Raw genomic sequence first — 25451 nt, 5'->3', positions numbered from 1 at the left:
CACGGGGGGCGAGTGCGACAAGGCGAACATGCCGCACAGAGGGAATCAATCGGAGAGCGCCGGGCCTGCCCGCGCGGCCGTGACCCTCTGGGAGAAGTCCGTGCTTCCCCTCCCTGGGCCTGAGTGGCGCAACGTGAGAGCAGGGGCAACTGTGACGACCAATCCGGGTGCATTCGGGGGCGACGGCGACCTGGAACGTCTCAAGACGGTCCTCGCGAGCTGGCGAACGTCACTCGTGGACCTCAGCGGACGCAACCGGCTGCTGAACTTCCGGCACACCCGCACCTCGACACTGGAGGTGTCGGCCCCCGAGCCGGCTGCCCTGGTGCGTCTGCTGGAGGAGAGCCGCGCGCTGCCGTTCGCCGCGCTCCCGGACGAACTGCCCGCGGAGAACGCAGAGGACGCGGAAGACGCAGAGAACGCGGAAGACGCAGAAGGCAGGGAGGCCGAGGAACGCGAGGAGCACGAGGAGCACGGCGAACTCCCGCCTCCCGGTGAGCACGACGTCGTCACGCAGAAGACCACGTCCCCGGCCCTGCAGAGGGCGTTGCGCTCGCTGCGTTCCAAGGCCACGCAGGTGTTCAACGACTACGGTCTGTGGACCCTGCACCTGGGTGTCGGCATCCTGCACTGGCGTGAGGACGGCGCCGCCACCGGCAGCCAGGCACCGCTGATCCTCTTTCCGGTGGAACTGGTGCGCACACCCACCGGGCAGGTGCTGCTCAAGGCCTACGAGGACGAGGACCCGCAGCTCAATCCGGCGCTGCCCATCAAGCTGGAGCAGTTCGGCATCGACTGGGGCCCCGTCGCCGAGGCCGACTGCCGTGACGTGACCGCGGTGATCGAGGCCGTACGCAAGGCAGTGTCCGGCAAGTCGCAGTGGGAGGTGGAGGAGCGGGCCGTCATGGCGCTCTTCGCCTCCCACAAGGAGTCGATGTACCGGGACCTGCTCGAGAACGAGGACCGGCTCCTGGCGAGCGACCTGGTGCGCGCGGTGGCGGTCGGCCCCGGCGAAGCGCTCGCCTCGGACCGCTTCGACTTCGAGGAGGTGCCGGCGGAACGCGTCGACGAGCTGGCACCCCCGGAGGACGCCCCGCTGGTCCTGGACGCGGACACCTCCCAGCGGCAGGCCGTCGCGGCCGCCGTGGCGGGCAGGTCCTTCGTGCTCGACGGACCTCCGGGGACGGGCAAGAGCCAGACCATCACCAACATCATCGCCGGGCTGATGCACGCCGGCCGCAGCGTGCTGTTCGTCAGCGAAAAGGCGGCGGCGCTCGACGTCGTTCTCCAGCGTCTGAAATCGGTGGGGCTGGACTCGTACGCCTTCGCCCTGCACAGCCGCAACACCAGCCGCAAGGCCGTGGCACAGGAACTCGGCCGGGCTCTGTCCGAGCAGCCCCAGGCCGCCGAACTGGCCGCCCAGGAACGGGCCCAGGCACGGCTCGACCGCGAGGCGCTGTCCGCCTACGCCGCCGCGATGAACGAGACCCGATCCCCGCTGGGCCGCACGCTGCACGACGTCATCGGCCAGGTGGGCCGGCTCGACGACGCTCCGGTCGCCTATCTCTCCGCCTCGGACGACGGCGGTTCCCGCAGCTTCGACGCCGCTTCCCTCTCCACCGCCGACCTGGAACGCGTTCTCGGCGCCGCCGACGCCGTCGCGGACTCCTGGCAGGCCGTGGCCGACCCGGGCTTTCCGTGGCGCGGCCTGCGCCCCGGCCAGTCCCATCCCGGTCCCGCGCTGGAGGAGGCGCGCACGGCCCTGAGCGGGCTCCTGTCCGCCCTGCACGGCTACGAGGCGCTCAACGGTGACGGCGCGCCGTTCGCCACGCCGGACCAGGTCGACCGGCTGATCCTGCTTCTCGCCCTGCTCGGTGAACGGCAGCCGGTTCCCGAGTGGTGGCTCACCGATGCCGACGTCGCGCATACCGTGACCGATCCGGTCGAGGCCTTCCTCGACGCGCTGCGCCACGTCCGCAACGCCGAACACTCCGCGCGGGATCTGGTCGGCGACCGCTGGCAAGAGGTGTCTCCCCGGCTTCGCTCCGGACCGCCCGCCGCCGAGCTGGCGCTGTCCTCCCTCGAACCGCGGGGTCTGGATCTGAGCGGGCTGACCGAGGAGCGGGCCCAGGACCTCGCCCGTGACGTCCGAGGTGCCGTGGATCTGCTGGGCGGCGCCATCGCCTCGGCCCGCGACGTCACCCGGCTGCTGGGCGTCGGCGAACCCGGCTCTCTCGCCGAGGCGACGGCCCTGTGCGAGCTGGCGGACCTGTCCGGGGTCCCGCACCGCCCGCTGGAGGCCTGGCTCACCCCGGAGGGTCTCGCGGCCGCGGAGCGGGCGGCCACCGAGCTCGTGACCGCCTCGCTGGGAGCGTTCGTGGTCCGCCGTGACCGTACGGTCGCGGCGCGGACGACCGCGCGGGAGCACGCCGGGCCGGGATGGGCGGACATCCCGTCCGACCTCCCCGAGGAGCCGGAGGCCGCGGAGGTGTCGCTCGGCACTCTTGAGCCGCCCGGCGCCGAACTGACCGTCCTGGCCCGGGAGGAGGCCGATTCGCTCGCCTCCCACTGGGACCGCCTCGCCGTCATGCTGTCCGGCACCGCCGACCGCATGACGGAGGCGGCCGGACTGCTCGGCCACGAGCTGTCGGACACCGCGTCCGCGGCACAGGCGGTCGCGGACCTGTCCGTGTTGGCGTCCGGGGAACACCGGGCGCCCGAGGCCTGGTTCGACCCCGCTGTACTGCCGCGGGCCACCCGCGCCGTGGACGAACTGCGCGGCCTCATGGACGCCCTCGACAGGGCCCGGCGGGAGGCGCGGAGCCTGTTCGGACCCGACACTCCGCACACCGCGGGCCTGCCCGAGGCCGTACACCGCCTCTCGGAGAACGGCCGCCGCTTCGCCGCCGGGCTGTCCTCCCAGGTCCGGGCCGACCGCAAGCTCGTGGGCGCGGTCAGCGCCAACGGCTCCTGGAGCAGCGGTCTGCAGGCGGAACTCCCCAAGGCGGCCGCCTGGTGGCAGGCGTACGAAGCCGTGCGGACCGCGGTCATCGGGCACGCGGAACTGCTCGGCGCTCACGCCGTCGACGGCCTGCCCGACCTCGACGCGCTGGACGGCGCGCTGCGTCAGGCCCAGGACGCCCATCGGCTCGCCCCGGCCGTGGTCGCCGACCCGGACCGGCGCCGTCGTCTGGCCGCCCAACTCGCCTATGGCCGCACGCCCGACGCCGCCCTCCCCCTGCTGGGCAGCCGGCTCCGGAGCGATCTCGCCACCTGGACGTCGGCGCTCCAGGAGCGGCGCCTGCGTGAGTGCGACACGGCGGCCCTGAGCCGTCTCGGGCCGGCGGCCGCCGCCGCGTGGCTGCGCGCGCACGTGCCGGTCCTGCGGGACGCCGTACGGTACGTCGACGTCGTACGGTCCGTCGGGGGACGGGAGTTCGGTCAGGAGGCGGGGCACACCCTCGCCTCGGCGCGCGCCGCGGTCGTCGCGGCGCACGCGGCGCAGCGGGAGAGCACGGCTTTCGCCGCCGAGGAGACCCACGACCGGGAACTGCTGGGCTCCTGGTACGAGGGCCTGGACACGCGCCTGGCGGACCGGCCGGCCACCGGCGACGACGGCACCGCCGCGGCGGAGGAACTGCTGCGCCGGGCCGTACGGCTGCCTGCGGCCGACGGCGGCACAGAGGCACGGCCCGCGGATTCCGCAGCGTCCGCGGCGGTGGACCTCCTGGGCGCGTACGCCCCCGGCGGCCGGCCCCGCACCGCCGCCCTGGCGACGGCGCTGACCGCCGCGTCCGACGCGCACCGGCTGGCCGGACCCACCTTGACGGAACCGGCCGTGCGCGGCGGCCTCGTCGGCGCCCTGTGCGCCGGCCGGCCCGTCGTTCCGGGCCTGCTGGAGTCGGCCGCGCGCCTGCGCGCGGAGTGCGCCGACTGGCAGGCGTTCACCGAGGCCCCGGCCCTCGCCCCCGCCGCCCCCGGCCTGCGGGCCCGCTCCCTGCCCGCGGGCATGGCCTGGCTGCGCGCCCACCTCGACCCCCTGGACGAGGCGGCTTCCCTGATCCACTCGGTGGCTCGTGCCGCCGGTCTGCCGGAAGGGAGCCCGGCCCGGCTGTCCCTGGGCTCCGCCCGGGCCTCGGTGGCGGCGGTGGTGGCGGCACGCGCCGCCGAGGAGGACCTCCTGAAGGCCGAGGCCGAGCACCGCCTCCTGCTCGGCGATCTGTACGAGGGGATCCGTACCTCCCGCGAGACGGTCCTGGGCGCGCTGGACTGGGTCCTCGCCGCCAGGCGCACCGCGTCCGGCACCGGCGCGGCCGCTCCCCTGGCAGCCGAGGCCGCCCGCCTGCTGCTGCGCGCCGAACCCGACTCGTCGGTGGAACGCCGCCACCGCGACTGGCTGGAGCGCACCGAGGTGCTCACCGGCCGCTTCGAACCCGGCCGGGCGGCGGAGATCCGCGCCGAGCTGGAGACCGGGTTCCCCTCCGCCCAGGCGCTCCTGGACCGGATGTCCGACGATCCCTACGGCCCCGACGCCTGGATCCGTTCCGCCGAGGCCCGCGAGGTGCTCAGCCGTTACGGCCTCGAGGAGTTGCCGGCCCAGCTGGCGGACCGCGACGTACCGTCGTCCCTGTTTCCGGTGGCCGTGGAGCGCACCGTGCTGCGGGCGTGGGTGGAGCATCAGCTGTCGGCCGACAGCCGGCTCGCGACCGTTCGGGCCACCGACCGGGACCAACTGGTGGAGCGCTACCGGCGCCTGGACCAGGGCCTGGTCCAGGCCGCCCACGCCACGGTGATCGCCGCGTGCAACGCGCGCCGTCCCCGCCGGGCGACGACGGGTCAGGCCGCGGTCCTGAGCCGGCAGGCCAAGCTGCAGCGCCGGCACAAGCCCGTACGGCGGTTGCTGGACGAGACACGGGACGTGGTCCAGCGGCTCAAGCCGTGCTTCATGATGAGCCCGCTGACCGTCAGCCAGTACCTGCCCCCGGACTTCCGCTTCGACGTGGTGATCTTCGACGAGGCGTCACAGGTCCTGCCGCAGGACGCCGTCAACGCCGTCTACCGCGGCGACGCCCTGATCGTGGCGGGCGACCCGCGGCAGCTTCCGCCCACGTCGTTCTTCAGCACCGGCGGCGACTCCGACGATGACGACGAGTGGGACGAGGAGGCGCCCGACTCCTTCGAGTCCATCCTGGACGCGTGCAAGGCCAGTGGCGTCCTGCGCGAACTGTCGCTGCGCTGGCACTACCGGAGCCGGCACGAGAACCTGATCGCCTTCAGCAACCACGAGTTCTACGACGACTCCATGGTCGTGTTCCCGGGCGCGGTCACCGCCGGGCACGACGTGGGCGTCGCCTTCTACAAGGCCGACGGCGTGTACGACCGCAGCAACCGGCGTGACAACGTCCGCGAGGCCGCGGTGGTCGCCGAGCGGGTCATCCATCACTTCTCGACCAGGCCCCATCTGACGCTGGGCATCGTCACGCTCTCCAAGGCGCAGGCCGAGGCCGTCGAGGACGCGGTCGCGCGGGCCCGCAAGGGCCGTCCCGACCTCGACGAGTACTTCACGGAGGACCGTCTCGGCGGGTTCTTCGTGAAGAACCTGGAGACGGTGCAGGGCGACGAACGCGACGTGATCATCCTGTCGGTGGGCTACGGCCGCGACGCGGAGGGCAAGCTGCGCGCCCAGTTCGGTCCGGTCAACCGCGAGGGCGGCTGGCGGCGGCTGAACGTCGCCGTGACGCGCGCGCGGCACCGCATGGAGGTCGTGGCCTCCTTCCACGGCTCGGAACTCCCGGACAGCGCGAACAAGAGCGTCCAGCACCTGAAGCGCTATCTGCAGTACGCCGAGCAGGGACCCGCGGTCCTGGCCACGGCGGCACCCGACGCGGACGCCGCTCCGGAGAGTCCGTTCGAGGAGGACGTGCTCGACACCCTGCGCGGCTGGGGCTACGACGTACAGCCCCAGGTGGGCGTCGCCGGCTTCCGGATCGACATGGCGGTCCGGCACCCCGGGGCCCCCGGCTCGTACGCGCTCGGCATCGAGTGCGACGGGGCGATGTACCACTCCTCGCGCGCGGCCCGCGACCGTGACCGGCTGCGGGAGGAGATCCTGCGCGGTCTGGGTTGGAACCTGCACCGGATCTGGGGCACCGACTGGTACCGCAACCGCCGGGACGCGCAGCGACGGCTGCGCGAGGCGGTCGAGGCCGCGTGCGCCGTCGATCCGCACGCGCCGGCCGCGAAGGCGGCCCTCTCGCCGGTGTCCGAGCCGGTGACCGCCGAGGTCGAGATCGTTCCCGTCGAGGAGTCGGACCGCTCGGAGTGGAGCATGCCCTACCGTGCGATGCGCCGCGAGGAACTGTACGAGCTGCGGCGTTCCCTGGGCCATCGGACCGGTTTGGGCGGCATCGATCTGCGCGAGCCCGAGGCGCTCGGTCTGGTGGCCGAGGTGGCCCGGCAGATCATCGAGGTCGAGGGGCCCGTCGAGGAGGACGTCCTGATCGGCCGGATGCGGGAGGCCTGGGACCTGGACCGTGCCGGGCAGATCGTCCAGGCCAGTGTCCGCAAGGCGTTGCAGCGCCTGGGGAACAGGAAGCGGGCCTCGCGGGCGGGAACGGCGTGGGACCTGCCGGACCGTGCGGTGACCGCGGCCCGTACGCCGAGCGCGGACTTCGACCGCAAGAAGGTCTCGCACGTTCCCCCGGCCGAGCGGCAGGTCGCCCTGCTGGGCGTCCTCTCCGAGTCTCCCGGGCTGACCCGTGAGGAACTCGCCAGGGAGACCGCCCGGTTCTTCGGCTGGCTGCGACTGGGGGCCGACATCCGGTCCGCCTTCGGCGCGGACATCGAGGCGCTCCTCGCGAGGAACGCGGTCGAGGAGGGGCCGTCGGGGCTGGTGCCCCTGGAGGGTCCCGCCGCCGGCGGCTGACCGGCAACGGGCGGAGGCGACGCGGGCGTCGGGCCGGGATTCCCGTCCCGACGCCCCGGCGCACTGCGGGAGGGGGAGCGCGTCGGCACGCTCACTCCGCACTGCGGGAGGGGGTGGAGTGCGCCGGCACGCTCACCCGCTCCCGCCCTTCTTCTGTCATCCGGCGCTCATGAGTTCCGCGTTGACGGCCTCGACATGTGTGTACAGCGGTCCGCCGGTGACGATCCCGTCACCCCGCCCACGGCGCCGGGGGTCGACGTCGATGACGGTGACAAGGGCGTTGCCCAGCCCCACCACCACCCACCAGTCGCGACCTTCGGCACGCACCCGCCAGGTCGACTTCACCCACTTGCCGGTGTCGGTGCGCACCTCCGCGGAGACCAGGGACCAGCACTCCGGATCGAACCGGGTCAGTTCACCGGTGGGCGCGCCCCTTCTCCGCAGCCGCTCGGCGACATGCGATCCGTGTGCCTTGAGGAGCGCGGGCTCCCGCAGGACGTGACGGACCCGGGTGAACAGCGAAGCAGGCCCGGACTCGACGTGGAAACGGGCGGTCTCGAAGCGGGGTGACACGTGGGAACTCCTGAACTCCGCGACGTGGTCGCACTCTTGGAAGCGGTGACGACACCTGGTCGGCAGGCACGCCGGGCACAGCCTACGCAGGGGCGAACCGGTGGATGCCCGTGCGGGACACTCGCCGGTTCGCCCTTGCTGTGGCCGGGACCGGGGCCGGGGCCGCGGTCCCGGCCACAGCCCCGGTCCCGGCCCGCCGGCCCGCCGGCCCGCCGGTCCGTGGCCGGCGCGAGCCGAGGACGGTCGGCCGCGCTCACCGGACCGGCACCATCACCGAACCGGGACCGTCACCGAACCGGCACCATCACCGGAGCGTCACCGCCGCACCCCCGCCCCGGAAGCCCCCGCGTCGGCCGACGCCGCGGCCGAAGGCGGTGCCACCGCGTAGCCGGCGGGCCGGGCCGTGAAGGTGCCCCGGCCCTGTGTGCGGCTGCGCAGACGGGTCGCGTAGCCGAACAGTTCGGCCAGCGGCACGGTGGCGGTGACCACCGCCGAACCGCCGCGGCTCTCGGAGCCGGTGACGCGGCCGAGCCGGGCGGCCAGGTCGCCGAGCACGCCGCCGACCGCGTCCTCGGGCACGGTGACCGTGACCTCGGCGACCGGCTCCAGCAGGGCCGTCGCGCAGGCGCGCAGGGCCTCGCGGAGTCCGAACCGGCCGGCGGTGCGGAACGCCGTGTCGGAGGAGTCCTTCACGTGGGTGGAGCCGTCGGTCAGCGTGACGCGCAGCCCGGTCACCGGGTGCCCGCCGAGCGGCCCCTCGGCCAGCGCGTCCCGGCAGCCGGCCTCGACGGCGCGCACGTACTCCTGCGGTACGCGTCCGCCGACGACAACAGACCGGAAGGCGAAGCCAGTTGCGCCGGGCTCATCGCCGAGCGGCTCCACGTCCAGGACGATGTGGGCGAACTGCCCTGCTCCGCCGTCCTGTTTGACGTGCCGGTGGACCAGCCCGCGCACGCCACGCAGCACGGTCTCCCGGTACGCGACCCCCGGACGGCCCACGCCGACCTCCAGTCCCCCCTCTCGCCGGATCTTCTCCACCGCCACCTCCAGGTGCAGTTCACCCATCCCGGACAGCACCGTCTGACCGGTCTCCTCGTCGGTACGCACCACCAGCGACGGGTCCTCCTCCACCAGCCGGGCCAGAGCCGTCGCCAACCGGCCGGTGTCGGTGGCGCGACGTGCCTCGACGGCCACGGACACCACGGGCTCGGCGACCACGGGCGGTTCCAGCAGCAGCGGGGCGGCGGGATCGCACAGCGTCGAACCGGCGCGCGCCGACTTCAGGCCCACGAGCGCGACGATGTCCCCGGCGGCCGCCCGGTCCAGCTGGGCGTGCCGGTCGGCCATGACCCGCAGGATCCGCGCCACGCGCTCGGTGCGTCCGCTGCGCGTGTCACGCACGGTGTCTCCCTTCTCGATCGTGCCCGAGTACACGCGCACATAGGTCAGCCGTCCCGTGCCGCCCGCGTTCACCTTGAACGCGAGTGCCGCGAACGGCGCTCGGGGGTCGGCCGCCCGCCGCTGTTCGGTGTCCTCGTGGACACCGCGTACGGCGGGCACGTCCAACGGCGACGGCAGGTAGGCCACCACCGCGTCCAGGAGCGGCTCGACGCCCCGGTTGCGGTACGCGGATCCGCACAGGACGACGACACCAGTTCCGGCCCGGGTGAGGTCGCGCAGGGCGCCGGCGAGGGTGGACGCGGAGAGCGTCTCCCGGTCGCAGAACTCCTCCAGCGCGGCCGGGTGCAGTTCCGCCACCGCCTCCTCCAGGAGCCGGCGCCGGCGCAGCGCCTCGTCACGCAGCTCGTCCGGCACCGGCCCCTCGGCAGGTACGGCGACGACGCCAGGCGCACCGGGTACGCCCCCGTCGCCGTCCCACACCACCGCCCGCATGCGCACCAGGTCCACGACACCGGTGAAGTCCTCCTCGGCGCCGATCGGCAACTGGACGACGAGCGGCGCCGGATGCAGCCGCTCCCGGATGGAGGCGACGGCGGCGTCGAGGTCGGCGCCCGCGCGGTCCATCTTGTTGACGAAGGCGATCCGGGGCACCCGGTGCCGGTCCGCCTGCCGCCACACCGCCTCGCTCTGCGGCTCGACCCCGGCGACGGCGTCGAAGACGGCGACGGCCCCGTCGAGGACCCTGAGCGAGCGTTCGACCTCGTCCGCGAAGTCCACGTGCCCGGGGGTGTCGATCAGGTTGATCCGGTGCCCGTCCCAGGCGCAGCTGACGGCCGCGGCGAAGATGGTGATCCCCCGGTCGCGTTCCTGCGGGTCGAAGTCGGTGACGGTGGTGCCGTCGTGCACCTCTCCGCGTTTGTGGGTGGTACCGGTGGCATACAGGATCCGCTCGGTGACAGTGGTCTTCCCGGCGTCGACGTGAGCGAGGATGCCGAGGTTGCGGATGGTGGCGAGGCTGTTGAGGGTGATGAGGTCGGTACGCACGGCCCGTGGCCTTTCTGCGGAGCAGGAGAAGGGGCGGCGCGATTCCCGGACGAGGGGCGGTGGGCCCGATCAGGCCCGCGGAACGGCAGCCCCAAGGCCCTGCCGACGGGCAGGACATGAGGGCCACACGTGTCAGAGACTCGTCGCGGGCATCCGGTGCCGGCCGCGCAGCGGGCACCGGACGGCCGAGGACACCAGAATCACCTCGGACCGCGAGGGGGGAACGACGACTGCGGTACGGTCACGCACGGCCGGGCTCCCCTCGGTGGTCGGTGTCAGCGGTACGGAAGCGCGCCGCCGAGGCATCCGTACGGCGCGTGATCCAAGGTGAGTGTAGAAACCGGGGCGAGGCGGTGCCCACTGGTTTTCTCCCCGGCTTCCCTCCCTCTCACAGGAGCGACGGAGTCAGTCGGCGTCCGGGACCGACCGTGCCGCGTCCGTGTCCTCGAGCCGTGCGAGTTCGTCGTCGAGCCACCTTCTGCAACGCCCGTAGACGTCGGCCACTCGCCGCCAGGCAGGGGCGTCGAACAGGGCGTCCCGTGCGTCCTGCAGGCTGTGGTGACCGGACCCGAGCAGCTCGCGCGTGATGACGACGGCCGCGAAGGCGGGCAGGCCGTCCGCATGCATCTGCTTCTGCGCGGTACGCAGGCTCTTGCGGTGGAGCACTTCCCGGTAGGCACGGATCCGGGGCTCCAGCCACCACACCGTGCGCGCGTACTCGCCGTCTTCTCCCGCGTCGGACAGGGCCGTACGGAAGGTCGGTGCGAGGGCCGCGCTCAGACGGCCGGCGAAGTCGGCCTCGTTTCCCGTGACATCCGGGTACTCGGCGATGAAGTGGTTCCACTCGACGGTCTGCGCGAGCGAGGCGATCTCGTCGAGCCCCACCGGACGGCATGCGTCGGAGGGTTCCGCGAGCAGGAAGACCTGCCGCAACAGCTCGTAACGCAGGGGTGTGTACTCGGCGAGCAGGACGGCGTCGTAGAGATCCTTGCCCTGGGGATGGGTGTCCGTCCACAACCACATGATCTTCCAGGCCAGTGACAGCTCGGCCGTGGCCGCGTTGAGGAGTATCCGCGTGTCGCCCGTCATGGCGGGCAGCGGGGTCGCCTCGGGGGCGGCGGGCAGGGACTCGTTGAAGACGAAGTCCAGTTGCACGGTTCCGCCGGGCAGCCCCTCGGCGGTCCAGGGCAGGACCAGACGGCGTCCGGGAACCCGGTCGTACGTCCAGATCTCGTCGCTGACCGCGCCGGCGGCATCGATCCGTACGGCGGTGCCGGCGCGGCGGGCGGCGGCCTCCGCGGCCTCGGCGATGCCGTCCAGCATGGCCGATGTGCGCGCCTCCTCGATCCGCCACGAGGCCGGCGTCACGACGAAGTCCAGGTCCCCCGGTTCCCGCGCCGCACCCCCGAACCAGGCCCGGAGCAGCACGCTGCCGCGCAGCACGAGCGAGTCCCCCCAGACCGAGTCGGCGACCGCCGCGAGGACCAGGTCGAGTGCGGTACGACGGGCCTCCCGCCATGCCTGTTCGACCTGCCGGTCGGCGAATCGGGGGTCGGCGGCCCGGTAGGCGTTGCCGTACTGCTTGAGCGCCGGCTCGAAGACGGAACGCTGCACGGCACGCGCGTCCGCCACCGGCCGCAGCGTCGAGGGCAGATCGAGCCGAGACCGTGTGCTGTCGTCCAGCGGAGCCTGAGGAACGGTGTCGTCGCGCCACCCGAACCCCTCCCAGGACCCGGTCACCGGCCGCCTGCCCCCTCCCCTGCTCTCGTTGTCCGCGCTGTCCGCGCTGCCTGCGCTGCCCGCGCTGTCCGCGTCATCTCTGTTGTCTCCGTCACCTGTCACCACGAACCTGCCTCCCCGCCAGTCCCGTTCTCGGTCACCACCCGCGACCGACCACCCCCGGGGGAACCTCCCCTGCCCGATCATCGCAAGCCTCCCCCGCCTACGGGCAGCGAGTTACGCCGGAGAAGGGCCCTGGGGGATCACCGGGGCCAAGGCCCGGTCGAGCCGCCGCAGCCACTCCTCCGCCGTGCCCGGGACCCACGGGTGCTCCGCCTGGAACCCGTCCCAATCCACGTCCCACCGAACCAGCGCGCCAGGGCGGAGAGCGGCCGCCAGGCTGTACCCCGCCCGCCGGAAGACCCTCCGCAGCAGGTGTGCCGGTAGGCGCGCACCCGCCGCCCCGGCGAGGAGTGCCGCGTCGTACAGGTCCTTGCCCCGCGCGCGGCCGCCGTCCCGGCTGTCGATGTGCAGCCACAGCAGCTTCCACGCCAGGGCGACGTCCCGGCTGACAGTTCGTACGGGGGTAGGCCCGCCGCCCGCACCCTGGGGTATCGGGGTCCACACCGGGGACTCGGGGAGCGCTTCGTCCCGCGCGAAGTCCAACTGGACCTCGCCCGGCCCCAGGCCGTCCGCGTGCCAGGGGACGAGCAGACGCACGCCTGGAGTGTCGTACTCGGTGTAGGTCCATGTGCCGTCCTCGCGCGCGGCCTCCGGGTCGAGGGTCAGTCCCGGGGCGACCTGCGGTGACCGGGCCACCCGCTCAAGCAGATCCCGGTACGGGGGGCAGGTCTCCGCGAGGTCCTCTTCTCCCATCCAGTGCAGGCCTTCCGGCGGCAGTACGGGTCTCTGCCCGGCGGTGTCGAACTCCTCGTACGTCCACATCTCGTACCGCGCCGCGCCGGCGGCCGCCTCGGGCCACTGCTGCACCGCCTCGACCCGGTCGACGTACGGAAACGGGTCCAGCGGGTCGGCCGCGACGGCGCCCTCCAGAACCACCCAGTCGAGATCGGCGGGTTCCCGGGCCGCGCCGCCCACCCAGGCCTGCATCGCCATGCTTCCGCGCAGGACCAGGCCCCCGCTCCAGGGAGCGTCCGCGACGAGACGGAGCACGTGGTCCAGGGCCGCGCGCCGGGCCGCCCGATGGCCGCAGGCGGCCGGTCGGCGGACCGCCTCACCGCCGTCCGACGGCGGCATGTCCCGCGTGGGTGGCACCGAGCCGGTCACACGGATCCCGACACGGATCCAAGCAGGGAGCCCGGCACGCAACCCGGCACAGACGTCCTTGCGGATGTCGGCACGGAATGGATGTCGAACTCTCCCGTGAACCGCACCACCGGCTCCCCATCACCCTCGCCTCGCTGTGTGATCACGCGACCGACCGTAACGCTCGCCACTGACAACGGGGGCGCCTTAGGAGTTCGGGTGACGCACAGGCGAAGTTGCCCAGAGCGTCACTTGTCCTGGTGAGGCTCGCGTCGACCTCCCAGAGCACCTTCACGCATCCGGAGTCAGCATCCTCGCCAGGCCATCGGTGTGGGCTGCCGACAAGCCCGAGCGCGGCGGTGCGGTGGCCGGCGCAGTTGCCGGCGCGAGAGGGCGCCCGTCATCGCCGCCGTCGCTGCCGTTGTCGAAGGTCGCGCTCCGTCGACGAGCCGCGTCACCAGCCGGCAGACCCCCTAGGGGGTGTCGTTTGGATCAGCTCGGGTCCGCGACGCCCGGCACGGCACCTCGCCGCGTTGTCGGATCAGCCGAGTACGTCCAGTACGCGGCAGATCCTCCGCCTTGCGAGGCACCGCACCGGACGCCGCGGCCTGATCCGACCTGACCCAAACGACACCCCCTAGCTCACCCGACCCGCTTCCACTCCTCGCACCGGTTGGTCTTGAAGTACTCCCCGTTGTTGAGGGTCACGCGCCCCGGTCCTTCCAGGTTGTTGTTGGCGATGATGGATCCGAACTCCCCGCTGGCGTCCTTGGCGCGCTCCCAGTAGCAGCCGAACTCGTCGGCCGGGCCGCTCGTCTTGTAGGTGCCGGCCTTGATGTCCTCGCCGACGAGGTACTCGCCCTCGCCCGAGAAGCTGGTCGCCGGGCCGGGCTTGCGGGTCTTCTTCGGCTTGGCGGTGACCGTCTCGGTGACGGTGGGCGCGGGCTGGGGGGCATGGGCTTCGGCGGTCTTGGTGACGGTGACCGCGGGCCGGGGCGCGGCCTTCGTGGTGGAGGCGCCCTTGCCCGGATCCGCCGAGCCGTCACTCGAGCCGATACCGACGCCGATGAAGAGGGACACCAGGGAGACCGCTCCGTACTTCAGCCACCGCTTGCCGCTCTTGGGGCCGGGGGTGGCGCCTCCGGGCCCGGCGGGCATGCCGACGCCGTAGGGGCCCTGCGGGACCGGTCCGGAGTGAGGGGCGGGCTGAGGGGCGGGGTGCTGGAAGGACATGGGAGTACTCCGTTTCCTCGGTGTGCGGTGAAGGGCGTGCGCAGTAGGTCGGCATCGCGGACGCAAGGTGTCGACGCGGACGCAAGGTCGCGTTGCGGCGTGACCCCGCTCAGGGACTGCGGATCTTGTAGTCAGCCACCTGGCGAATGCTTCCCTGTGGAAGCTCGAATATGAAAGCGCACGCCTGAAAGCACTGTCAATCGCGTTGACAGATTTGACGGGTGCTGTAGGTTGTTGACGTCCGCTACCGAGAGGCCGAGGACTTCACCCATGCCCCAGCCATCCGCGCCGTCGACGTCGTCGACGCCGTCCGCCCAGGTGACCGCCGCCGAGATCTCCCGCATCGCGGGGGTCACCCGTGCCACCGTCAGCAACTGGCGCCGCCGGCACGACGACTTCCCGCAGCCGTCCGGCGGCACGGAGAGCAGTCCGCTGTACGACCTGGAGGCCGTACGCGCCTGGCTCGCCTCGCGCGGTCACGCGTCGGCGGCGAGCCCGTCGGAGGAGTTGCGTACGACCCTCCGTCTGCACGCGCACAGCGGCGACGGCGGTGACACCTCGGCGCTCCTGCTCCTCGTCCTGGCGGCGGCGGGCCACTCGGCGGCCGATCTGACGGCCGCCCTGGAGCTGCCGGACGCCGGACTCGTCACCCACGCGGAACGCGACGCGGCGACCGCCGCGGAGGCGGTGCCGGGCGTGGCCGCGGTCCGCCTCAAAGGCGTCGACACGGCGGTGGTGCGCGCGCTGTACGCCTGCGTACGGGACGAGGGCGGCCAGGCGGCGCTGGGAGTGCTGGCGGAGCGGGAGCTGGAGGACAGCGCCGCGACCGGCGCCTACCGGACACCCGCCCCGCTCGCGGATCTGCTCGCACGCCTGATCCCCGGCACTCCGGCTCGCATCCTGGACCCCGCCTGCGGCAGCGGCACCCTGCTGGCGGCCGCCGCCCGCGCCGGCGCGCGCGAGCTGTACGGCCAGGACACGCTGCCCGTGCAGGCCCAGCGCAGCGCGGTGAGCCTGATGCTGACGGCACCCGGGGCCACGGTCGCCGTGCGTGCCGCCGACAGCCTGCGCGCGGACGCCTTCCCCGGCCTCGTCGCCGACGCGGTGCTGTGCAACCCGCCCTTCGGTGTGCGCGACTGGGGCCATGACGAGCTGGCGTACGACCCCCGCTGGGCGTACGGCGTTCCGCCCAGGGCCGAGTCGGAGCTGGCGTGGGTACAGCACGCGCTCGCCCACCTCGAGCCAGGTGGTTACGCCGCCCTGATCCTGCCACCCGCCGTGGCCGGCCGCGCTTCGGGGCGCCGGGTGCGCGCCGAGCTGGTGCGTGGCGGTGCGCTGCGCGCGGTGGTGGCACTGCCGGTCGGAGCCTCGGTGCCGCTGCACGTCGGACTGCAGATCTGGGTCCTGCGACGGCCCGAACCAGGCGGCGCGGAGCGGAAGTCGGTGCTGTTCGTCGATGCGGCGGAGACGCCTGGGGCCGGCGCCGGGAGCGGAAGCGGAGGCGGCGATACGGCCGGACCGCGTACGCGCGGCGGCAGCCGTTCCGTCTCTCTGGACTGGGCCGCGATCACGGCACAAGTCCTGGGCGCGTGGCAGGCGTTCACGGACGACCCTGACGCCTTCACGGGCGAGCCGGGCCTTTCCCGCGCGGTCGGCGTGGTCGACCTGCTGGACGACGTGGTGGATCTGACACCGGCACGCCTGGTGCGCGCCTCACGGGCCGAGATCGACCCGGCGGAACTGTCGGCGGAGGTGGACGCGACGCGCCGAGACCTCGTGAAGGCCACGAAGTCCTTTGCCAGGGCGGCCGGTTACGAGGGCTGGACGTCCGCGGGCGGCGCGGCGCGCGAATGGCGTACGGCAACGGCGTCGGACCTCGCGAGGGGCGGCGCGCTGGCTCTGCTGCGGACGGTTCCAGAGGGATCGCGGGGCCGAGCGGAGGACGAGAACCAGGGCGTGGACCGCGCGGGCGTCGCCGAGCGCCCCGTCCTCACCGGCGTCGACATCGCGAACGGTTCGGGCCCGACGGGGAATCCGGCCGAGGTGCGTACGGATGCGGCGCCCGTGATCGCCGTCGGGGATGTGCTGGTACGAGCACTGGCGGGCGGAAGCGGCCCGATGACCCGGGTCGCGGGCAAGGAGGAGGCCGGCGCGCTGCTCGGCCCTCACGTCCACCTCCTCCGACCGGACCCGGCGCGTCTGGACCCGTGGTTCCTCGCCGGGTTCCTGGGCGCGGAGGACAACATCGCGGGCGCGTCGACGGGCAGCACGATCCTGACCGTCAGCCCGGGCCGCCTGCGCGTCCCGCTGCTCCCACTGGAGGAGCAACGGCGGTACGGGGAGGCGTTCCGGCGCGTACAGGAACTCCGGGCGGAGGCGCAGCGGGCGACGCGGCTGGCGGAGGAGACGGCGGGGCTGCTGGCGGGCGGGCTGACCGGTGGCCAACTGCTCCCCTCGACGGGCGACGACAACAGGACGTCAGGATCACGGGGTGGCGGTTCGCCCCAGTAGGCGCATCACCCTTCACGCATCGACCACAATTGGACGCACCCGCACAGCTGGACGGCGCGGCAGGGGCGGGACAAGTTCGGAAGGAACTCGGGGATCGAATTGAACAGCAGCAAGCACACGGAGCTGGCGAACCACGCGTGGTCCGTCGCCGATCTCCTGCGAGGGGACTACAAGCAGTCCGACTACGGCAAGGTCATCCTGCCGTTCACGGTGCTGCGGCGGTTGGAGTGCGTGCTTGAACCGACGCGGGACGCGGTTGTCGAGACCGTGGCCAGGTTCGAGGGCCAGGACATCGACACCGACCGCTTCCTGCGGCGCGCGTCGGCTCACGCCTTCTACAACAAGAGCAACCTGACGCTCAGCAAGATCGCGGCTGACCCGCAGAACGCGGCGAAGAACCTGCAGATCTACATCGGCGCCTTCTCGGACAACGCCCGCGAGGTCCTCGACAAGTACGAGTTCGCACAGCAGGTGCGCAAGCTCGAGAGCGCGAACCTTCTCTACCAGGTGATCGGCAAGTTCACCGACCTCGATCTGCACCCGTCTGTCGTGTCCAACCACAACATGGGTTATGTCTTCGAGGAGTTGATCCGCCGCTTCGCCGAGCAGTCGAACGAGACAGCGGGCGAGCACTTCACTCCGCGCGAGGTCATCAGGCTGATGGTGAACCTCCTTGTGGCACCGGACGCAGACGTACTGACCATGCCGGGTGTTGTGCGTACGGTCCTTGACCCCGCCTGCGGCACGGGCGGCATGCTCAGCGCGATGGACGACCACATCGAGACGCTGAACCCGGACGCCACGGTCGAGGTGTACGGCCAGGAGCTCAACCCCGAGTCCTGGGCGATCTGCCGCTCCGACCTGATGATCAAGGGCCAGGACCCGGACCACATCGCCTTCGGCAACTCCTTCTCCGACGACGGCCACTCGCGCGCCAAGTTCGACTACATCCTGGCCAACCCGCCGTTCGGCGTGGAGTGGAAGAAGGTCAAGGACGAGGTCGAGTACGAGCACAAGTCCCTCGGCGAATCCGGCCGCTTCGGCGCGGGCCTGCCTCGCATCAATGACGGCTCACTCCTCTTCCTCCAGCACATGCTCTCGAAGATGAAGCCGGTGGACGTGAACGGCGGGGGAGGCTCCCGCATCGCCATCGTCTTCAACGGCTCCCCGCTCTTCTCGGGCGCGGCCGAGTCCGGTGAGTCCAACATCCGCCGATGGATCCTGGAGAACGACTGGCTGGAGGCGATCGTCGCCCTCCCGGACCAGCTCTTCTACAACACGGGCATCTCGACGTACTTCTGGATCCTGACCAACCGCAAGGCCCCTGGCCACAAGGGCAAGGTCGTGCTGCTCGACGCGCGCGACTACTGGGTCAAGATGCGCAAGTCCCTGGGCGACAAGCGCAAGGAGCTGGGCGACGGCACGAACGGGCGCCCGAACCACATCGGCGAGATCACTCGGCTGTACGCGGACGCCCTGCAGGTCGCGCACAACGTCGGTCATCCCCTGCACGGCAAGGTGAAGGTTTTCGCGAACGAGGACTTCGGCTACCAGCGCATCACGGTGGAGCGCCCGCTGAAGCTCCGCTTCGAGCTGACGGACGAGACCCTCGCGGCGCTGGCGGAGGCCAAGCCGGTGGCGAAGCTGGAGAAGAGCGAGGAGTTCGTCGCCGCGCTGCGCCCGCTGCTGGGCTCGACGTGGCCGACGAAGTCCGAGGCGTTCATCGCCCTCAAGGACGCGGTGGTCGCGGCCGGCCTGACGTGGCCGTCGGGTGCGCCGTTCACCAAGGCGGTACGCGAGACGGTCGGCGTCCGCGACCCCGAGGGCGAGGTCCAGAAGGCCAAGGGCGCGGCGGAGCCGGACACGGACCTGCGCGACTACGAGAACGTCCCGCTGGGCGAGGACATCGACGAGTACCTGACCCGCGAGGTCCTGCCGCACGTCCCGGACGCGTGGATCGACCGGACGAAGACGAAGATCGGCTACGAGATCCCCTTCACCCGGCACTTCTACGTGTACGAGCCGCCGAGGCCGCTGGCGGAGATCGACGCTGAGCTGAAGTCGCTGGAGGCGGAGATCCAGGAGCTGCTGAGGGAGGTCACGGAATGAGCTGGGCGGAGACGCGCCTCAAGCACCTGTGCACCGACTCGGGCCAGTACGGCCTCAATGTGCCGGCGGATCAGTACCGGTCCTCGGGCACGAGGCTCATTCGCACCTCGGACATCGCGGTGAACGGCGAACTCAAGAGTGCGCGCGAAGGCGTTTTCGTCGACGCCGTGCTGGAACCCCGCCATCAACTGCGCCAGGGGGACATCCTGCTGTCGCGAAGCGGCACGTTGGGGCGTTCCCTTCTTGTCCCGGCGGGAGCGGACGGCCACTCGTTCGCCGGGTTCCTGATCCGGTTCCGTCCGAACAGTGACGCTGAGCCCCGGTTCCTCAAGTACGCCACCCAGTCGGCCCCGTTCCAGGGAGTCGTGCACTCCGAAGCCGTTTCCTCGACGATCCAGAACTTCAACGCGGACCGCTACGCGAACATCCCGCTGCGGGCTCCCGACGTGGACGAGCAGCGCCGCATCGCCGACTTCCTGGACGTCGAGATCGCCCGTGTCGATGCCCTGATCACCGCACGGAATTCCCAGGTGCGCGGGCTGGAGCAGCTGTGGGAGGCCCGGTTGGCCTCCAGGGTCGACGGTCTCATCGCCACGTACGGGCTCGTCGCGCTGCGCCGCCTGGTCACATCCGTGGAACAGGGCTGGAGTCCGCAGTGCGAGGATTCCGAGGCCGCGCCTCAGGAGTGGGCGATCCTCAAGACCAGTGCCGTCAGTTCCGGCCGCTTCAAGCCCTTGGAGCACAAGCGGCTGCCCAACAGTCTTGAGCCCGATCTTCGCCACGAGATCACCGACGGCGACATTCTGATGACGCGTGGAAGCGGCTCTCCGGCACACGTCGGAGTGGCCGCGGTCGCCAGGACGGAGGGCCGGCGACTCCTGCTCAGCGATCTGCTGTACCGCGTGAGGCTTGCCTCGGGCTGGTCGCCGGAATTCGTCGCCCTGCTGCTGGGCAGCCGGCCTGTCCGTGGGCGCATGGCGCTTCTCTTCCGAGGGCAGTCGGGCCAGACCATCAAACTCAGGGCCGAGGACATCAAGGCCATCGAGATTCCGGCCGTCCCGAGCGACGTCCAGGACGAGATCTCGGATGCTCTCACCAGGGTGCGCCGCGACATCATCTCCGCCCAGCAGGCGATCCACCAGTCCAGCAGCCTTCTCGCGGAACGCCGCCAAGCCCTCATCACAGCCGCCGTGACCGGCCAGTTCGACGTCTCCACCGCCGGCGGGCGCAACGTCACGGACGGAGTCACCGCGTCGCCATGACCCCTGTCCACCACGAACTCCATGGACAGTCGCGGGAGGTCACCGAATGAGCTGGGACGAGACCCGCCTCAAGCACCTGTGCACCGACTCCGGCCAGTACGGACTCAACGTGCCCGCCGATCAGTACCGCTCCTCCGGCACGCGACTCATCCGCACCTCGGACATCACGGCGAACGGCGAACTCAGGAACGCACACGACGGCGTCTTCGTGGACACCGTCCTGGAACCCCGCCACCAACTGCGCCAGGGCGACATCCTGCTGTCACGCAGCGGCACCCTGGGACGTTCTCTCCTCGTCCCCGCCGCGGCGGACGGGCACTCCTTCGCCGGGTTCCTGATCCGGTTCCGCCCCAGCGGCGACACCGAGCCGCGCTTCCTCAAGTACGCCACCCAGTCGGCCCCGTTCCAGGGAGTCGTGCACTCCGAGGCCGTCTCCTCGACCATCCAGAACTTCAACGCGGACCGCTACGCGAACATCCCGCTTCGGGCTCCCGGCACGGACGAGCAGCGCCGCATCGCCGACTTCCTCGACACGGAGATCGCCCGCGTCGACCGCCTCGCTCTCGCGCGTGAGCGCCAGCTGGCACTCGCCTTCGCACGGCTGGACGCCCTCGCCGTGCGGGAGACAGGACGCCTCCACGTCCGCGCGGCCGGTGAACCGCCCGCAGACTGGCCGGTGCGCCCACTGCGCAGGGCGATCAGGGGCATCAAGACCGGCTCGACTCCCTCCGGTTCCGGGCCTGAGCTGTGGACCGACGGATCACAGCCGGACACCCTCCCGTGGTACGGCCCCTCCGACTTCGAAGGTCTCCTCGGCCTTGGGGTGCCGGCAAGGCTTCTGCCCAGCGGCGCCGTCGCCGAGCGGGTGGTACCGCTGTTCCCCAAGGGCTCGGTACTGATCGTGGGCATCGGCGCGACCGCCGGAAAGGTCGCCTACCTCGATCACGACGCATCGGGAAACCAGCAGATCACCGCCCTCACGCCCGAGCGTGATGTCTCCGGAGAGTTCCTCGCCTGGCAACTCTGGGCGGCCGCAAGGGAACTTCGGAGTACAGCGCCCTACACCACACTGCCCATCATCAATAACGACTTCCTCAAATCATTCCTCATTGCTGTGCCCTCCCTCGGCCGGCAGCAGGAAGTCGCCCGCCGACTGAACCGCGCCGCCGACCATGTGGGCGCGTTGCGGGCGGCAGCGGTTCGGGCCTCGGGTCTGGTCCGGGAACGCCGCCAAGCCCTCATCACAGCCGCCGTGACCGGACAGTTCGACGTGTCCACCGCCGGCGGGCGCAACGTCACGGACGGAGTCACCGCGTAGTCATGAGTCCCATCCACAACGAGTCCGCCTTCGGCGACGCCATCGTCGCCGCCATGACCGAGCGCGGCTGGCGCGAGGCCCGGCCCGAGGACTACCGGGCCGACCTCGGCCTGGACACCAACGAGCTGTTCACCTTCATCGGCGCCACCCAGCCCGACGAGTGGTACGAGCTGGTCACCCTCTACGGCAGCGACCAGGCGGAGGCCCAGCGCGGGTTCGCCCGCCGGCTCGACCAGGCCATCGCCACCGACGGCCTCCTCGACGTGCTCCGCAACGGCGTCAAGGACCGCGGTGTCCGTCTCCGCGTGGCGTACTTCAAGCCGAACCTCGTCGCACACGACTCCGTCCTCGACGGCTACCGCGCCAACCGCCTCACTGTCGTCCGCGAGTTGGCGTACGCCACGAAGCAGGCCGACTGGGGCAACCGGCTCGACCTCACCCTGTTCCTCAACGGAATCCCCGTAGCCACGGCCGAGTTGAAGAACCCCCTCACCGGCCAGGGCGTGGAGCAGGCCAAGGAACAGTACCGCTCCGACCGCGACCCCACCGAGCTGCTCTTCACGCGCCGAGCCGTCGCGAACTTCGCCGTGGACCCGGACCTGGTGTTCGTCGCGACCCAGCTCAAGGGGCCGAAGACCCGCTTCCTCCCCTTCAACACCGGTTCCAGCGGCCCCGGTCAGCCCGGCGGCGCCGGCAACCCGGCTCCCACCGCCTTCGGGACGTACTCCAGCTCCTACCTCTGGGAGCAGGTGTGGCAGCCGGACAACTGGCTGGACCTGCTCCAGCGGTTTGTACACCTGCACAAGTCGAAGACGCCCGGCGGCGGCACGACCAAGAAGCTGATCTTCCCCCGCTTCCACCAGTGGGACGTGGTCAAGAAGCTCACCGCGCACGCGGCCACGCACGGCGCGGGCCACAACTACCTCGTGATGGCCTCGGCCGGCTCCGGCAAGTCGAACACGATCGGCTGGCTCGCCCATCGCCTGAGCGACCTGCACACCCCCACCGACCCCCGCGAGCTCGCCCCCGAGGCCCTCGCGCAGGGCCTCAAGACGGGCGTGCCGGTCTTCGACAAGGTCATCGTCATCACCGACCGCCGCAACCTGGACGCCCAACTCCGGGAGACCATCGGCAGTTTCGAGCAGACGGCCGGCCTGGTCGTGAAGATCGACGAGAAGAACGGCGCGAAGGGCGAGCAGCTCGCCCGCGCCCTCTCCCGCGACACCGGGAAGATCGTCACCGTCACGCTGCACTCCTTCCCCGCGCTCCTCGACTACCTCCAGCGCAACCCCACCGAGATCCAGGGCTCGACCTTCGCGATCATCGTGGACGAGGCGCACTCCTCGCAGTCCGGCGATGCCGCCACCGCCGTACGGGCCGCGCTGCGTGACCTCGGCCTGGACTCGGACTCGGACGACGCGGGCGCGACCACCCTCACGCTCGACGAGAAGCTGGAGAAGAAGGCCGAGGAACGCTCCAAGGCCGCGAACCTCTCCTACTTCGCCTTCACCGCCACCCCGAAGGCCAAGACCCTCGAACTCTTCGGCACCCCGCAGACGGTGAACGGCGAGGCCGTGCACCGCCCCTTCCACACGTACTCCATGCGGCAGGCCATCGAGGAAGGCTTCATCCTCGACCCGCTGCGCACCTACGTCACGTACAACACGTACTGGAAGCTGGTGAACCAGAACCCGGACGAGAAGGAGGTCGACCCCTCCAAGGCCAACAGCCTGCTCGCCCGGTACGCGTTGACGCACGAGTCCACGGTCGCCCAGCACGCCCAGGTCGTCGTCGAGCACTTCGTCTCGCACACCCGCGGCCGGCTCGGCGGGCGCGCGAAGGCCATGGTCGTGACCGCCTCCCGACAGTCGGCCGTCGACATGGCGCGCGCGATCAAGAGCTACCTCAAGGACCGGGACTACGACACCAAATACCCCGACCTCGGCGTCCTCGTCGCCTTCTCGGGCTCGCTCACCGTCGACGGCGAGGAGACCACCGAGTCCAAGGAGAACGGCGGCCTGCCGGAGAGCGCGCTGCCCAAGGCGTTCGCGTACACCCGCGCCGACGACAAGACCGTCCGCGCCGGCGGTGCGGGCCAGCAGGAGTACAAGATCCTGGTCGTCGCCGAGAAGTACCAGACCGGCTTCGACCAGCCGCTCCTGACGACGATGTACGTCAACAAGTCGCTGACCGGCATCTCCGCCGTGCAGACGCTCTCCCGGCTGAACCGGACCGCCGAGCGCAAGACCCAGGCCGACCTGGCCGTCCTGGACTTCGTCAACAAGGCCGAGGACATCCAGGAGTCGTTCCGCCCGTACTTCGAGGAGGCGATGACCCTCCCCTCCGACCCCAACCTGCTCTACACCGCACAGAGCCGGGTCATGCGGGCGCCGATCCTGGCCGCCCAGGAGATGGACGAGTTCGCCGCGGCGTACTTCACGGCCAAGGAGAAGGCCGCCGGCTCTCAGGCCAAGTGGGAGAAGCTGCACGCCGAGCTGTACCGGCTGCTCTCCCCCGCCGTCACCCGCTTCGAGGCCCTCCGCGACAGCGACGACGAGGACGACCTGGAGACGGCGGAGGACTTCCGTGCCGACCTCAACGACTACGTCCGCAAGTACGGCTTCCTCGCGCAGATCATCCCGTACAGGGACGCCGAGTTGGAGCGCCTGCACCTCTACGGCCGCTATCTGCTCACCCGGCTGCGGGGCCGCACGGACGGCGGTGTGGACATAGGCGAAGTCGACCTCAGCCACCTGCGCGTCGACAAGACCGGCGAGTACGACGTCTCCCTCTCCGCCGACGGGCCGACGATGATGCAGGGCTTCGGCGACGGCTCGGGCGGCGCCAAGGAAGCGGAGAAGTCGCTGCTCTCCGAACTCATCGAGAAGTTCAACGAGCGCTTCGGCACCGAGTTCACCGAGCAGGACGTCATCCAGCCCTTCGAGGAGGCCAAGGCCGACCCGAAGGTGCGCGCGGCTGCCGTCGTCAACGACGAGGACAACTTCGGGCTCGTCTTCGACAACGTCTTCGCCGACAAGATGGCCGACCACATCGACACCATCGCCGGCCTCGGCCGCCAGTACTTCGGCCCCGACAAGGGCTTCAAGTCCAGCCTGGACCGCAGCGCCCGCAAGGCGGCGTGGCGGATGATCCGCCGCGAGGAGGGGCTGGATGACGACGTCTGAGGCGTACGCCCCGGCTTGATGCGTCGGCCGGGGCGCCCTTTGGAGAACGTCATCAGCACAGCCGAACCGCGATCGATCAGCTGCGGCCACAGCAAGACCGAACTCGTGAAAGTCAGGCTCGGGGATAGGCCGCACATGTTATTGGACTTCTGCGTGCAAAAGTGTGCGTAGTGCAAGTTGCCCTCTTCATGAGGTGCAACGAATCGGGAGGGGCAAATGAACCACGCGGCGGGCGAGCTCGACGGATCTCGGCTCCAGAAGGCCGTCGAGACAATCGTCATCACACCGGAGGCGGCCACAAAGCTCGTAGGCGGTTACCGTGCGACCTTCGAGGACAAGTTCAAGCGGAAGCCCGAAAGCCTGGAGGACAGGCGCCGGATCGCGGCCAAGATCATAGGCCGGTACTCCAAAATTTCGGCGGCCGCTGGGGCGGCCACCGCGGCCCCGAGCGTGATTCCAGGGATCGGGACTGCGGTCGCAGTCTTGGGCGGTGGTGCCGCTGACATTGCCGTGGCTCTCAAGCTCCAGGTCGACATGTGCATGTGCCTGGTCGAGGTGTACGAATCCGAGCTGAGCAGTGAGGACAAGAAGCACCTCGCCTTCACGATCGCGTTGGCGGGTTCCGCAGAACAAATGGCAACAAAGGGCGGCAAAGCCGCGGTACAGAAGATCGCCGAGAAGTTGGTCTACCAGTACCTGAGAGGGCCCGCCTTGGTCACGATCAAGCAGCTGTTCAAGCGGGTATCCATCACCTTCACCCAGAAGGCGATGGCCAAGGCGATTCCAGCCGGCATAGGTGTCGCCTTCAGCAGTTCGACCAACTACATCCTGACGACGGTGGTGGGCAAGGTTGCCGTCGCCGTCCTGGCCAAAGATGTGAAATAGCAACGACGTCGAAGCGTGGG

Annotated in this window: 12 protein-coding genes; 7 read left to right on the top strand and 5 right to left on the bottom strand. The window is 71.1% G+C overall.

The window, feature by feature from the left end:
• The first annotated feature begins 151 nt into the window (after nucleotides 1-151).
• Complete coding sequence (locus OIB37_RS30125) at nucleotides 152-6925, top strand: DUF3320 domain-containing protein (protein WP_330460764.1); 6774 nt, start codon at nucleotides 152-154, stop codon at nucleotides 6923-6925.
• 156 nt (nucleotides 6926-7081) lie between these two features.
• Here OIB37_RS30125 and OIB37_RS30120 read toward each other — a convergent pair whose 3' ends face one another.
• From OIB37_RS30120 to OIB37_RS30100, 5 genes are all read right to left on the bottom strand, one after another.
• Complete coding sequence (locus tag OIB37_RS30120) at nucleotides 7082-7498, bottom strand: hypothetical protein (RefSeq protein WP_330460763.1); 417 nt, start codon at nucleotides 7496-7498, stop codon at nucleotides 7082-7084.
• 315 nt (nucleotides 7499-7813) lie between these two features.
• Nucleotides 7814-9943 (bottom strand): elongation factor G, encoded by a 2130-nt coding sequence (gene fusA, locus OIB37_RS30115; RefSeq protein ID WP_330460762.1) that lies wholly within the window; start codon nucleotides 9941-9943, stop codon nucleotides 7814-7816.
• A 405-nt stretch (nucleotides 9944-10348) separates the two neighbouring features.
• Nucleotides 10349-11785 (bottom strand): nucleotidyl transferase AbiEii/AbiGii toxin family protein, encoded by a 1437-nt coding sequence (locus OIB37_RS30110; protein WP_330460761.1) that lies wholly within the window; start codon nucleotides 11783-11785, stop codon nucleotides 10349-10351.
• A 114-nt stretch (nucleotides 11786-11899) separates the two neighbouring features.
• A complete protein-coding gene (locus tag OIB37_RS30105; RefSeq protein ID WP_330460760.1) occupies nucleotides 11900-12919 on the bottom strand; it encodes a nucleotidyl transferase AbiEii/AbiGii toxin family protein in 1020 nt (339 codons plus the stop codon).
• Between the two features lie 651 nt (nucleotides 12920-13570).
• A complete protein-coding gene (locus OIB37_RS30100) occupies nucleotides 13571-14161 on the bottom strand; it encodes a hypothetical protein (protein WP_330460759.1) in 591 nt (196 codons plus the stop codon).
• 270 nt (nucleotides 14162-14431) lie between these two features.
• On the opposite strand from OIB37_RS30100, the gene OIB37_RS30095 reads away from it, so the two are divergent.
• The 6 genes from OIB37_RS30095 to OIB37_RS30070 all read left to right on the top strand — a co-directional run bounded on the left by OIB37_RS30095 (nucleotide 14432) and on the right by OIB37_RS30070 (nucleotide 25431).
• Entirely contained in the window at nucleotides 14432-16672 is a 2241-nt protein-coding gene (locus OIB37_RS30095) for an N-6 DNA methylase (protein WP_330460758.1), read from the top strand.
• A gap of 99 nt (nucleotides 16673-16771) precedes the next feature.
• The gene (locus OIB37_RS30090) at nucleotides 16772-18781 is read left to right on the top strand and encodes a type I restriction-modification system subunit M (RefSeq protein ID WP_330460757.1); all 2010 of its coding nucleotides are present in this window, start codon (nucleotides 16772-16774) and stop codon (nucleotides 18779-18781) included.
• Entirely contained in the window at nucleotides 18778-20043 is a 1266-nt protein-coding gene (locus OIB37_RS30085; protein ID WP_330460756.1) for a restriction endonuclease subunit S, read from the top strand. The genes OIB37_RS30090 and OIB37_RS30085 overlap by 4 nt, the downstream gene beginning before the upstream one ends.
• Before the next feature lie 46 nt (nucleotides 20044-20089).
• Complete coding sequence (locus OIB37_RS30080; protein WP_330460755.1) at nucleotides 20090-21361, top strand: restriction endonuclease subunit S; 1272 nt, start codon at nucleotides 20090-20092, stop codon at nucleotides 21359-21361.
• A gap of 2 nt (nucleotides 21362-21363) precedes the next feature.
• Nucleotides 21364-24546, top strand: coding sequence for a type I restriction endonuclease subunit R (locus OIB37_RS30075; protein WP_330460754.1), 3183 nt, complete (start codon nucleotides 21364-21366; stop codon nucleotides 24544-24546).
• Between the two features lie 216 nt (nucleotides 24547-24762).
• Entirely contained in the window at nucleotides 24763-25431 is a 669-nt protein-coding gene (locus OIB37_RS30070) for an EcsC family protein (protein ID WP_330460753.1), read from the top strand.
• Nucleotides 25432-25451 lie beyond the last annotated feature (20 nt).

The organism is Streptomyces sp. NBC_00820 (assembly GCF_036347055.1).
Classification (GTDB): Bacteria; Actinomycetota; Actinomycetes; order Streptomycetales; family Streptomycetaceae; genus Streptomyces.
Note: the sequence above shows the minus strand (reverse complement) of the source record. Positions and strands in the feature narration are given on the sequence as shown.